This is a genomic window from Flavobacterium ardleyense (genome assembly GCF_042686085.1).
Taxonomy (GTDB): Bacteria; Bacteroidota; Bacteroidia; order Flavobacteriales; family Flavobacteriaceae; genus Flavobacterium; species Flavobacterium ardleyense.
This window is the reverse complement of sequence record NZ_JBHUOL010000012.1, coordinates 221,055-233,492: the sequence shown is the minus strand read 5'-3', so window position 1 is coordinate 233,492 and position 12,438 is coordinate 221,055. Positions and strand designations below refer to the sequence as shown.

Annotated in this window: 11 protein-coding genes; 5 read left to right on the top strand and 6 right to left on the bottom strand. The window is 33.3% G+C overall.

Annotated elements, in window-relative coordinates:
- The first annotated feature begins 180 nt into the window (after window positions 1-180).
- The 3 genes from ACFSX9_RS06740 (at window position 181) to ACFSX9_RS06730 (ending at window position 4,107) form a co-directional block, all read left to right on the top strand.
- A complete protein-coding gene (locus ACFSX9_RS06740) occupies window positions 181-3,033 on the top strand; it encodes a TonB-dependent receptor (RefSeq protein ID WP_379805947.1) in 2,853 nt (950 codons plus the stop codon).
- A gap of 97 nt (window positions 3,034-3,130) precedes the next feature.
- Window positions 3,131-3,565 carry a hypothetical protein gene (locus ACFSX9_RS06735; protein ID WP_379805945.1) on the top strand — a complete coding sequence of 145 codons (435 nt, stop codon included), beginning with the start codon at window positions 3,131-3,133 and terminating at the stop codon, window positions 3,563-3,565.
- A gap of 44 nt (window positions 3,566-3,609) precedes the next feature.
- On the top strand, window positions 3,610-4,107 hold the full coding sequence (locus ACFSX9_RS06730) for a septal ring lytic transglycosylase RlpA family protein (RefSeq protein ID WP_379805943.1): 498 nt from the start codon (window positions 3,610-3,612) through the stop codon (window positions 4,105-4,107).
- Here ACFSX9_RS06730 and ACFSX9_RS06725 read toward each other — a convergent pair whose 3' ends face one another.
- Window positions 4,108-4,578: a CYTH domain-containing protein gene (locus tag ACFSX9_RS06725; protein WP_379805941.1), complete on the bottom strand. Its 471-nt coding sequence runs from the start codon at window positions 4,576-4,578 to the stop codon at window positions 4,108-4,110.
- An 81-nt stretch (window positions 4,579-4,659) separates the two neighbouring features.
- Here ACFSX9_RS06725 and ACFSX9_RS06720 point away from each other — a divergent pair, with 81 nt between their 5' ends.
- Window positions 4,660-6,687, top strand: a complete 2,028-nt coding sequence (locus ACFSX9_RS06720; protein WP_379805939.1) for a site-specific recombinase — start codon at window positions 4,660-4,662, stop codon at window positions 6,685-6,687.
- Window positions 6,688-6,690: 3 nt separating this feature from the next.
- Window positions 6,691-7,788 (top strand): DNA polymerase IV, encoded by a 1,098-nt coding sequence (gene dinB, locus ACFSX9_RS06715; protein WP_379805937.1) that lies wholly within the window; start codon window positions 6,691-6,693, stop codon window positions 7,786-7,788.
- Window positions 7,789-7,840: 52 nt separating this feature from the next.
- Here the strand turns inward: dinB and pyk are convergent, their stop codons facing one another.
- The 5 genes from pyk to ACFSX9_RS06690 all read right to left on the bottom strand — a co-directional run bounded on the left by pyk (window position 7,841) and on the right by ACFSX9_RS06690 (window position 12,280).
- On the bottom strand, window positions 7,841-9,271 hold the full coding sequence (gene pyk, locus ACFSX9_RS06710; protein ID WP_379805935.1) for a pyruvate kinase: 1,431 nt from the start codon (window positions 9,269-9,271) through the stop codon (window positions 7,841-7,843).
- Window positions 9,272-9,276: 5 nt separating this feature from the next.
- On the bottom strand, window positions 9,277-9,750 hold the full coding sequence (locus tag ACFSX9_RS06705; RefSeq protein WP_379805933.1) for an IPExxxVDY family protein: 474 nt from the start codon (window positions 9,748-9,750) through the stop codon (window positions 9,277-9,279).
- A 96-nt stretch (window positions 9,751-9,846) separates the two neighbouring features.
- Window positions 9,847-10,590: a ribonuclease III gene (gene rnc, locus ACFSX9_RS06700; protein ID WP_379805931.1), complete on the bottom strand. Its 744-nt coding sequence runs from the start codon at window positions 10,588-10,590 to the stop codon at window positions 9,847-9,849.
- Between the two features lie 4 nt (window positions 10,591-10,594).
- Window positions 10,595-11,848 (bottom strand): beta-ketoacyl-ACP synthase II, encoded by a 1,254-nt coding sequence (gene fabF, locus ACFSX9_RS06695; RefSeq protein WP_379805929.1) that lies wholly within the window; start codon window positions 11,846-11,848, stop codon window positions 10,595-10,597.
- A gap of 195 nt (window positions 11,849-12,043) precedes the next feature.
- Window positions 12,044-12,280: an acyl carrier protein gene (locus ACFSX9_RS06690; RefSeq protein WP_007137004.1), complete on the bottom strand. Its 237-nt coding sequence runs from the start codon at window positions 12,278-12,280 to the stop codon at window positions 12,044-12,046.
- Between the last annotated feature and the right edge of the window lie 158 nt (window positions 12,281-12,438).

Here is a 12,438-nt window from a genome sequence, read left to right as displayed (position 1 = left end):
TAGTTGAAAAGCTGAGGATTTTATTTTTTATTTATGATTTTGCGAATTAAACACGAAAAATATCGTTAAATGCGCAAATGATTGTTTTTTAACACTTTGAAGCACTTTGTTAACATTGGCTTAACATTAGAAACAAAATGTTGTAGGAAATTTGCAGAAAATATTTTAAAAACGCACCAAATGAAAATTTTTAAAAATGTATTGTTTTACGGGTTTTTGCTTTTATCGAGCTTAACTGTGTTTTCACAGTCAAAAATCACGGGAGTGGTGATAGATGAAGAGTTGAATCAACCGTTAGCAGGAGCTAGTGTTCTTGTGAAGGGAACAACAACAGGATCTGTTACCGATTTTGATGGTAAATTTGAAATTTCTTCTGCGCTTAAAGTTGGGGAAATAGTTATTTCCTACTTAGGTTTCGAAACTAAGACTGTTAAGTTTACTGTTTCTGGAAGTTCGATTGATTTAGGAAGAGTAACTTTATTTCCAGACGCTAATCAGCTTCAAGAGGTGGTATTAGTAGGGCAAGGAGTTCTTGACATTGCAAAAGATCGTAAAACGCCAGTAGCTGTTTCTACGATTAAAGCCGCTGAAATTCAAGAGAAATTAGGGAACCAAGAGTTTCCTGAAATGTTAGCTAATACACCGTCTGTTTATGTAACAAAATCTGGAGGTGGATTTGGAGATTCAAGAATTAATATCCGTGGTTTTGATCAAAAAAATATTGCCGTAATGATTAACGGTGTTCCTGTTAATGATATGGAAAATAGTTCTGTATATTGGAGTAACTGGGCTGGATTATCTGATGTTACTTCGGCGATGCAAGTACAAAGAGGTCTAGGTTCTTCAAAATTAGCAATTTCTTCTGTTGGAGGAACAGTTAATGTTGTTACAAGAAGTGCTGATATGAAACAAGGCGGAGCAGTATCTGCAGGTGTTGCAAATGATGATTATTTAAAAACACAAGTTTCTTATTCTACCGGAAAAATGAAAAACGGACTCTCAACATCTATTCTTTTTAGTCAAACAAGAGGAGACGGATATGTTGATGGAACTAAGTTTGAAGGTGGGAATTATTTCATAGCATTAGGTTACGCAATTAATGAAAAACATGATGTACAGTTAACTTTTACGGGTGCTCCACAATGGCACAATCAAAGATCTAATGCACCAACAATTGCTCAGTATATTAAATATGGTGGTGGAGTTGAACCAAATGTAAGATACAATTCTGACTGGGGTTATGCAGATGGAAAAGAATTCAGCATGAGAACTAACTACTATCACAAACCAGTAATGTCTTTGAATTGGGATTTTAAAATTAATGAAACAACCAAACTTTCATCTGTTTTCTACGGTTCTTGGGGACGTGGTGCAGGAACACTTGGAGCAGGGGGAATTAGAGGAAATAGATATGATTCTGATAACTTAAGAACAGCTGATGGATTAGTTGATATTGATTTAATTCAAGCTTATAATTCAGGAGAAACTGTACTAATTAACGGAATTCCTCAAACCAGAACTCAAACAGGTGGTTTTTACCAAAACACTTCTTCTACAAGCAATAATGCGACAACTGGTATTTCTAAAATCGCACAGATCAACTCGCACAACTGGTACGGTGGCGTAATTAACTTGAATAAAAAGTTAAATGACAAAGTAACAATAGATTTTGGAGTCGATGCTAGAACTTATAGAGGTATTCACTATAATACATTAACAGACTTGATGGGTGCTGATAATTTTTATGATAATTCAAATATTAATAATCCAGGAAATGTTGTAAGCTATGAATACACTGCGAGACCACATCTTAATCCGTTTTTTAGTTTAGATTATCAAAAAGAAAAAATCAATTATAACAATGATGGTCTTGTAAATTGGTATGGAGCATTCACACAATTGGAATATGCAGGTGAAAATTTAACTGCTTTTGTTCAAGGAGCTCTTTCTAATCAAGGATACAGAAGAGATGACTTTTTTAAATACTTAGAATCAGATCCGTTGTATTCTACAGATTACGAAAATTTATTAGGAGGTAATATTAAAGGTGGAGCAAATTATAATATTGATGATAATCACAATATTTTTGCAAATGCTGGATATTATTCAAAACAACCGTTCTTCAATGCGGTTTATCCTAACAATGCATCGGTTTTAAATGAAAATTTAACAAACGAGAAAATTATAGGTGTTGAATTAGGTTACGGTTTCCGTTCAAGAACTTTTAACGCAAACGTTAACTTATACAGAACATCTTGGAATGATAGATTTATTAGACTTTCAACTGAAATAGATGACGATTTAAATATTGCAACTCCTACTGTTCGTGGAACTGCATTTTTACAAGGTGTGGAACAAATTCATACAGGTGTGGAAGTTGATTTCAACTATAAACCATTCCAAAAGCTTCAAATTAATGGTATGGTATCCGTTGGAGATTGGAAATATGGAAGCAGTGTTACCGCAAACTATCAAGATGACAACAACGTAGTTGTTACGAACCCTTCAGGAACTCCTTTTACAGAAACGCTTTATATTAAAGACGTTAAAGTTGGAGATGCAGCACAAACAACTGCAGCTATCGGGGCAACTTATGAAATTTTAGAAAGATTTAAAATTGATGGTAACTATAGATATGTGGATAATTTATTCGCAAGTATCGATCCAACAAGCTTCAAAAACCAAGCTGCTAATGATAAAGGTTCTTTACAATTACCTGGTTACGGTCTTTTAGATGCTGGAATTTCATATAAAATGTTAGTTGGAAAAGATAAAATGAATTCAGTTAATTTGAGATTAAATGTGAATAACGTTTTAGACGAGTTATATATTGCTGAATCTAGAACAAACATTCATACTAAAACACAAGCTGATTTCGTATTGCCAGTTGGAGATCCAAATGCTGGGCAACCAAACGTGGCTGCTTATCAAACATATCAAAATACACAAGTTTATGATGGTTTAGATAAATCAAATAGAGTGTACTTAGGTTTCGGTAGAACTTGGAATTTTACGATTCGTTATAATTTCTAATCACAATTAGAATACTAATACAAAAACCTCTTACTCATTTTTTTGATTAAGAGGTTTTTTATTTCTTATATTTGTAAATCACTAATAAATTAAAACTATGAATCAGGCACTACTTAATGTACACTCGTATTTGGCTTATGCCGCATTAATACTGTTAGTTTTAGCTTCAATTAATGCAATTGTAGGCTTAACATCTAAAAAGTTCTTTAAAGACAAAGATTTAAGATTGTCTTTGTTTACATTGATCATTTGCCACATTCAATTGTTGGTAGGTTTGATTGTTTATTTTGTGTCTGAAAAAGGTTTTCAAGCTTTCGGAATTGAAGGTGCTATGAAAAACCCAGCATTAAGATTGACTATGTTAGAGCATCCGTTAATTAATATTATCGCATTAGCGTTAATTACGATCGGTTGGTCAAAACATAAAAAAGAAGAAAGTAATAATGGTAAATTCAAGAAAATCGCCATATTCTATACATTAGGTCTTCTATTAATTTTATTACGTTTACCTTGGAGTAGCTGGTTGAATTAATATTTGGTACAAAATTTGGTAATAAGATTAACAAAGAACAAAACATGAAGAAAAATGTCATAATACTATCGTTTGCTTTGCTTATTACAATGTTATTAAGCTTTTCTCACAAAAATCATTTGAGTTTTGAGAGAAAAGCTTTTTTATCTGATACGGTAAAGAAAAAGAATATAATTATTTTGGATGCAACGACCGCAATAGATTCTATTAAGATTACGGATTCAATTGCTACTTTAGAGACTCGTATTTTTAAAAGTAATGTGGAAGCCTCTCATTATTCGGACAAATTAAATGGTAGAAGAACGGCTAGCGGTAAGATTTTTAACAACAAAAACTACACGGCCGCGCACAAAACTCTAAAGTTTGGTACGAAGGTAAAAGTAACAAATATTGTCAACAACAAAAGTGTCATCGTGACCATTACGGATAGAGGTCCATTTACTAAAAACAGAGAAATTGATATTGCTAAAACACCTTTTTTAGATATTTCTCACAACAGTGGTCGTGGCTTATTGCGTGTAAATCTTGAAGTGATACAATAATTACTTCCAAGTTTTAAATGAGTGTTCACTTAAATAGGAATTATAGTATTTTTTATCTCCAGTAACTTCCTTTCCTAACCACTGAGGCTTTTCAAATGATTCATGTTCATTTGAGAGTTCTACTTCGGCCATGATTAATCCTTGATTTTCACCCGAAAAAACATCAACTTCAAACGTGTGTTTCCCAAGTGGAATTTCGTATCGAATTTTATCAATAATTCCTTTTTCGCACAATTGCAGTAGTAATTCAGCTTCGGATACCGGGATTTCTTTCTCCCATTCAAATCTAGTAGTGCCAGAATTATTTCCTTTTCCTTTAATCGTCAAGAAACCTTTTTCGCCTTTTATTCTTACTCTAACTGTTCGAGAAGGATTGGAATTTAGGTAGCCTTGTACAATACGATTTTGAACATTACTCTCGTCAATAAAATCAGTATTTGTAACTAAAAATTTACGTTCTATCTCTTCCAAAATTTAATATTTATTTAGGTAACTAAAGTACGTAAAAAATGTTTCTCTTCGTATATTTACAACGTTTTGAAAATAAAAAAAATGAGTATATTTAAAAGGACAAATTTGGAGTCATTTGAAGAAATCTGTAAAAGAAATTTTAACGATTTACAACTGTGGCGAGAAGATGAAGATGCTATTGATATATTAGTTGCATTAGTAAATACAATCAGACCTAAAAAACCTAAGGAAGTTAAATCAGTTTCTATTAGAAATGTCTTATATTTTTTTATTCAAAACCCAAGCGAGAAAGAGCATTTTGTTAAATATCTTCATTTACTGTTAGATAAAAGAAGTTTTGATAGTATTCTCACGGATGCCGGAATTTTGCAAGACACCGATTTCTTTTACGAAGTTAAAAAGCGAATTTTTGCAAAGTTTTTACCATTTCAAGCGCCAAAAGAATCTTTACAATATGTGCTGAATCAAATCTTTTATTTAATTTCTGATCCCATCTGGATAGAGAAAATACCGATGGATCAATTAGATGAACTATTTGAAATAATAGGTTTTGAAACAATTTACACCGATACAGAAGTAAATTCTCCAATGCATGAAGTTTTGCAAGCTATGAATCTGCTGTCACAAAGAAGCAGTGGAAAAGCGTTGGAAACCGAAGTTTTAAAAATGGTGCCAGAATATGATAAATTTGAAAGTCCATTTGAAGCTTTCGAAAAAGAATTAGACGCCATTCAAACCACCATTACTTCAAAAGATACGGAGTGTTTTATTACATCGGAAGACATCAATTACCGTCAGTTATTAGTTTTGTATAAGCAATGCAATGACTTTATCGCGAAAGCGTTTCAAAACTCTTCTAAATACGGAATTTCACTTCGTGTGAATCAAAACTTGCTTCGTATTAAACAACAATTGCATCGAATAGGTGTTTTGTTACCTATTTTAATAGTTGATAAGCCCGATGATAAAAGAGCAAAGTCAATTGAATTGGGGTTGAAACTAATTATATACAATTGTCAAAAGACTAATGTTAGAAAATTAGTCAGCGAAAGCACGCAGTTATTATCCTACGAAATTACGCAACATTCTGCAAAAACAGGTGAACATTATATTACTGAAAGTAAAACGGAATACTTTAAAATGCTATACACTGCTTTAGGCGGCGGTTTAGTAGTTGGCTTTTTATGTATCATTAAACTATTACTTTCGAAAATGGAAACTAGTGATTTTGGTCACGCTTTTTTCTATAGTTTGAATTATTCCTTTGGTTTTATCGTTATTTATTTGCTAGGATTTACGTTAGCTACAAAGCAGCCGGCAATGACTGCGGCTGCTTTGATTACTGCACTTGAAGTGGGATTGAAGAATAAAGGTAACGATAATGAAAAACATAAAGCTTTCGCCATTTTATTTGCCCGATTATTTCGTTCGCAGTTTATCGCCTTCGTAGGAAACGTCGTAATGGCATTTCCAGTTGCATTAGTTGGAATATGGGCAATCGATACTATTTTTGGAAATAATATTGCATTGACGAATTGGCATAAATTTCTTGTCGATTTAAATCCAATTGGTTCATTATTACTTTTTCATGCTGCTATTGCTGGTTTTTTCTTGTTTTTATCTGGAATTATCTCCGGAAGTATTTCAAACAGAGACAAGCATTTTGATGTGAAATATAGAATTGAAGAACATCCCTGGTTGAAAATGACCTTCGGAAAAGATAAGACAAAACGATTTGCAAGCTGGTACAATCAGAAATGGGCTGGATTAGTTTCAAATTTTTGGTTTGGAGTATTCCTAGGAAGTACTGCTTCGATTGGAATATTTTTAGGACTAAATTTAGATATACGACATATTACTTTTGCCAGTGGAAATTTAGCACTAGCTTTATATGGTGCGAAATTTCATGTAGAAAATAGTTTGTTCTTTTGGGGGATATTCGGTGTTGGAATGATTGGATTAGTGAACTTCATAGTAAGTTTCAGCTTGTCATTAGGCTTAGCATTCCGTTCTAGAAATATACCATTGAGCGAATTGCGACCAATTATTACATCCATAAAACAACGATTTTTTAAAAAACCAATGAGTTTCTTTTTTCCCACCGAATAACTTATGAGCGAAAACTACCGTAAAATAATTCATATCGATATGGATGCGTTTTATGCATCGGTAGAACAATTAGACAATCCCGAATTCATCGGAAAGCCTTTAGCTGTTGGCGGAAGTGAATTAAGAGGAGTTGTTGCGGCTGCAAGTTATGAAGCGCGAAAATTTGGAGTTAGAAGTGCGCTAAGTAGCATTCAAGCTAAGAAATTATGTCCCGATTTAATTTTTGTGCCACCGCGTTTTGATCGGTATAAAGAAATTTCAAAACAGATTCGAAAGATATTTTTTGAGTATACTGATTTGGTAGAACCGCTTTCGCTTGATGAAGCATATTTGGACGTAACCGAAAACAAAAAGGGAAACCCAAGCGCAACATTAATTGCTCAAGAAATTAGAAAACGTATTTTTGATGAAGTTGGATTAACCGCTTCAGCCGGAATTTCCGCTAACAAATTTGTGGCGAAAATCGCATCTGATTTTAATAAGCCAAACGGTCAAAAAACGGTAAATCCAGATGATATTGAAGGTTTTTTAGAAAAGTTAGATGTCAAGAAATTTTACGGAGTTGGTAAAGTGACCGCTGAAAAAATGTACCAATTAGGAATTTTTTCAGGATTTGATTTAAGACAAAAATCGAAAGAATATTTAGAACAAAATTTCGGCAATAGTGGATTGCATTACTATGAGATTTCTAGAGGCATTCATAACAGTGAAGTGAAACCAAATCGGAAAGTTAAATCTGTTGGTGCAGAGCGGACGTTTAACGAAAATTTATCATCAGAGATTTACCTAGAAGAACGTATATTGAATATTGCTAACGAATTGGAAAAACGACTCAAGAGTAGTAAAATTTCAGGAAAAACTATTACGTTAAAGCTTAAATATTCAGATTTCACGCTTCAAACTCGAAGTAAGACTTTGCCCTATTTTGTAAGCGATAAAACAATTATAGCAGATGTTGCAAATGATTTATTGTATCAAGAACGCTTGCGTAATTCTGTTCGTTTATTAGGGATTTCAGTGCATAATTTGAATAATGAAGAAAAGCCACATTTGAAATTGCCTCAAAAAAGCATTTCGATCCAGCTGAAGTTTGAATTTTAATAAAAAAAAGCTGCCTTTTCAGACAGCTTTACTATATTTTAAATTCTTTCATTTACTCAATTTCAGAAACACGAAGTGTATTTACCATTCCTTTTTCTACAACTGGCATTGCAGCTAAATTAACTATCATATCACCCTTTGTAACGTAATTTTTATTTGCACAAATGGTATTTATATCTTCGATCGTATCATCTGTACTTACTAATTTATCATAGAAATAGGCTCTAACACCCCATAAAAGGTTCAATTGTGTTAGAATTCTCTTGTTAGAAGTAAATACTAATATATGTGATTTTGGACGCCAAGCCGAAATTTGAAATGCCGTATATCCTGAATTCGTTAAGGTTGTAATCGCTTTGGCATTAATTGTGTCAGCCATTAAAGCAGCATGATAACAAATCGTTTTAGTAATATAACGTTTGTTTTTAATCATTGGTTGGGTTAAAGGCATTTTAATAAGAGGTGAATCTTCAACGCTTTCAATTATTCTTGTCATCGTTTCAATAACTTCAACAGGATAATTACCAACAGAAGTTTCTCCAGATAACATTACTGCATCTGCTCCATCCATAACGGAATTCGCTACGTCATTCACTTCAGCACGCGTTGGTGTTAAGCTTGTAATCATAGTTTCCATCATTTGTGTTGCTACAATTACTGGAATTCTTGCTGTTTTTGCTCTGTGTATCAGTTTTTTCTGAATCAGGGGTACTTCCTCAGCGGGTACTTCAACACCTAAATCACCACGGGCTACCATTAAACCATCACAAAAAGCTACAATTTTATCAATATTAGCAACCGCTTCTGGTTTTTCTATTTTTGCAATAATTGGAATTTTATGATCCGAATGTTCTGCGATTAAATCCTGAAGTTCTTCTAAATCTTTAGAAGTTCTAACAAAAGATAAAGCAATCCAATCTACTTTATTTTCTATCGCAAAAATCGCGTCTTTTATATCTTTTGGCGTTAAAGCTGGTAATGAAACGGCTGTGTTTGGAAGGTTAACACCTTTTTTAGAGCGAAGTGGTCCGCCTTGAATCACAATTGCTTCAACTTCTGTATTTTTATCTGTTTTTGTAACTTCGAAAATTAATTTTCCATCGTCTAATAAAATACGCTCTCCTGGATTTACATCTTTAGGAAATTCTTTGTAGTTCATATAAACTTTTGAAGCCGTACCTAAAATGTCTTCTGCAGTAGTAAAAGTGATTTTGTCACCTTTATTTACAACGACATCTTCTTTCATTACGCCCACACGAAGCTTTGGGCCTTGTAAGTCGCCTAAAATAGAAGTTGTATAACCAAACTCTTCGTTAAGCTCTCTAATCATCTCAATGCGTTCTTTTACATCGGTATATTCAGCATGAGAGAAGTTAATTCTAAAAACATTTACTCCCGCATCAATCATTTTCTTTATTACTTCTTTTGTGCTACATGCAGGGCCTAGTGTAGCGACAATCTTAGTTTTTTTATTCGTTAACATTTTTATTAAAAAATTAAATTATTTTTTGATTTTAAGTTCGTTGGGTCTAAAGCATAAGCTGTAGTTATATTTTTTATAGCCAAAATTTTCCCTATGATTTCCTCCTCGTTGAAGTAGGAATCAATATTTTCTATTTTTAATAGATAATCGGCTTTTCTGAATTCAGGTAATAGGAAAACAGTAATATCTACAGCGTCAAAAAGTTGAGAAGTCTTATTTTTTGATGTTAAAATTGTAGTTTTGTTTTCTATCAGGGTCCATACAACGTCGTTTTCTTCATCATCAAAAACATAGTTGCTAAAAGCACTTTTTCCTTCTTCAATTTCAATTTCTAAGTTGGAATCATTTTTCTTTAGGCGAATGTCCAAAGCAGCGTTGATAGTGTAGGCTAATTTGTAATCATCCAGTGAAGAATGTATTGCAATGAGTTCATAATCCTCTGAAATAAAATCGTTTATTGGAATTTTATGGGTAATCATCGGGTATAATTTGAATACAAAGGTAACATTAAAAAACTGTTAAAAAGAGTTTTTTAGAGGTTCTTAACGATAATTTAATAAGAGAAGAGTTCCGAATTATTTCTTAGAAATTTTTTCTTGTAGCGCAAAATAGGCTCTTTGAGACGCTTTTTCTTCTGCTTTTTTCTTTGAAGTAGCTCTTGCTTTTGATATTACTTTGTGATCAATATGAAGTTTTACTCCAAAATATTTTTGTCCTTCAATTCCATTGTCTTCCACAAAATCAAAAGAAAATGGCATTTTTTCTTTTTGACACCATTCAATAATTAAACTTTTGTAGCTGATTACCTTACCTTCAAGTTGGGCAATATCGACATATTGTTTAATGATTTTTGTGCGAAGGAATTTCTCGCAATAAGTATAACCTCGGTCTAAATATATTGCGCCAATGAACGCTTCAAATAAATTACCGTGGATATTTTCACCAAATTGACTTGAATTAACTTTACTTTCGACAAAGCCGACTAGGTTGAAATCTCTACCTAATTCATTTAAATGCTCTCGACTTACAATTTTTGAACGCATTTTAGTCAAATAGCCTTCGTCGCCACCAGGAACTTCATTATATAAGTGAGCGGCTATGACACTTCCAAGCATGGCATCGCCTAAGAATTCTAAACGCTCATAATTAAATGGAATTCCATTTTCATCTAGCTTATTAGAGGAGCGATGAGTGAATGCTTTTCTATAATATTTTAGGTCTTTAGGATCAAAGCCTAGTATTTTGGCAAGTTTTTCAAAAAAAATCCCGTCTTCTGGAGAACGGGAATTTCTTGATATTTTTCTTAAAAAACGACGCATCGAACTAATCCTCTAATTTTTTAAACAGTACACAAGCATTATGTCCACCAAAACCAAAAGTATTGCTCATCGCAACTTTGATTTCTCTTTTTTGTGGTTTGTTTAAAGTTAAGTTTAAAGATGGGTCAATATTTTCATCCACAACGGTATGGTTAATCGTTGGAGGAACAATTCCGTATTTCATAGCTAAAATAGAAGCAATTGCTTCAATAGCACCTGCAGCACCAAGTAAATGGCCTGTCATCGACTTTGTTGAATTGATGTTGATGTTTTTTGCATGATCACCAAAAACGTGACTAATTGCTTTCAATTCGGCAACATCACCAAGAGGTGTTGAAGTTCCGTGTGTGTTAATGTGGTCTACCTGATCTGGAGTCATTCCTGCATCACGCAAAGTGTTTTCCATAACGGCAATTACACCTAGTCCTTCCGGATGTGGCGCTGTTAAATGGTAAGCGTCAGAAGACATTCCACCACCACCAACTTCACAATATATTTTAGCACCACGTGCTTTTGCATGTTCATATTCTTCTAAAACTAATGCACCAGAACCTTCTCCTAAAACGAAACCATCTCTTGTAGCGTCAAACGGTCTTGAAGCTGTTTCTGGACTTTCGTTTCTAGTTGATAAAGCATGCATTGAGTTGAAACCACCCATTCCTGCGATAGTAACAGCCGCTTCAGAACCACCAGAAATAATTACGTCACACGTTCCTAAACGGATGTAGTTGTACGCATCAATCAAAGCATTTGCAGAAGAAGCACAAGCCGAAACAGTAGTATAGTTTGGACCCATATAGCCATTTCTCATAGAAATATGAGCAGGAGCAATATCAGCAATCATTTTAGGAATAAAGAATGGATTAAACTTTGGAGTACCATCTCCTTTTGCATAATACATTACTTCATCTTGGAAAGTTTGTAAACCACCAATACCAGCTCCCCAGATAACACCAACTCTGTGTTTGTTTACGTTATCATTAGTAATACCCGCATCTTTGATAGCTTCGTCACTCGCTGCAATAGCATACTGAGCAAACTTATCTAGTCTACGAGATTCTTTACGATCCATATAATCTTCAATGTTGAAGTTTTTAACTTCACAAGCAAATTTTGTTTTATGTTTTTCTGTATCGTAATAAGTGATAGGAGCAGCACCGCTTTTTCCGCTAATCAACGCTTCCCAATATTCTTGAATAGTATTACCGATTGGAGTCAAAGCTCCAAGACCAGTTACCACAACGCGCTTTAATTGCATAGTTTTTAATTTTCGATTTATATAAAAAAACCCACAGTGCTTTTAATAATAACTAAAAGAAACAATGGGTATTACATATTTTTTTATTTTATGATTGTAATACAATCAAAGTTTGCAAAATCTTCTAAAAGATTTAAAAACAGAAAACGAAAAATAATAGCATCCACAAAGAAAATCGATGTGGATGCTTTTTTATTATTTCTTAGCTTCCTCGATGTAAGAGATAGCTTGACCTACAGTAGCAATGTTTTCAGCTTGGTCGTCCGGAATTTGAATGTCAAATTCTTTTTCGAACTCCATAATAAGCTCAACAGTGTCTAATGAATCAGCTCCTAAATCGTTAGTGAAGCTAGCTTCTGTTACAACTTCGTTTTCGTCAACACCTAATTTGTCTACGATAATCGCTTTTACTCTTGATGCAATGTCTGACATAATCTTTAATTTTTAATTTAATTTGATGGCAAAAATAAAAAACTTTATCTTAAAACCACCCTTTTGTTACTAAATGTGACCACGAATTTAAAAAAAATTATTCACAAAGGCTTCTTTTTTTTATTTTTTACCAATTTTTATGCTTTTTTTTGTGGAAG

Excerpts from the sequence above, each read along its gene's own strand:
- ACFSX9_RS06740 (WP_379805947.1), top strand. The coding sequence starts at position 181 with ATGAAAATTTTTAAAAATGTATTGTTTTACGGGTTTTTGCTTTTATCG.
- ACFSX9_RS06735 (WP_379805945.1), top strand. The coding sequence starts at position 3,131 with ATGAATCAGGCACTACTTAATGTACACTCGTATTTGGCTTATGCCGCA.
- ACFSX9_RS06730 (WP_379805943.1), top strand. The coding sequence starts at position 3,610 with ATGAAGAAAAATGTCATAATACTATCGTTTGCTTTGCTTATTACAATG.
- ACFSX9_RS06720 (WP_379805939.1), top strand. The coding sequence starts at position 4,660 with ATGAGTATATTTAAAAGGACAAATTTGGAGTCATTTGAAGAAATCTGT.
- dinB (WP_379805937.1), top strand. The coding sequence starts at position 6,691 with ATGAGCGAAAACTACCGTAAAATAATTCATATCGATATGGATGCGTTT.
- pyk (WP_379805935.1), bottom strand. The coding sequence starts at position 9,271 with ATGTTAACGAATAAAAAAACTAAGATTGTCGCTACACTAGGCCCTGCA.
- ACFSX9_RS06705 (WP_379805933.1), bottom strand. The coding sequence starts at position 9,750 with ATGATTACCCATAAAATTCCAATAAACGATTTTATTTCAGAGGATTAT.
- rnc (WP_379805931.1), bottom strand. The coding sequence starts at position 10,590 with ATGCGTCGTTTTTTAAGAAAAATATCAAGAAATTCCCGTTCTCCAGAA.
- fabF (WP_379805929.1), bottom strand. The coding sequence starts at position 11,848 with ATGCAATTAAAGCGCGTTGTGGTAACTGGTCTTGGAGCTTTGACTCCA.
- ACFSX9_RS06690 (WP_007137004.1), bottom strand. The coding sequence starts at position 12,280 with ATGTCAGACATTGCATCAAGAGTAAAAGCGATTATCGTAGACAAATTA.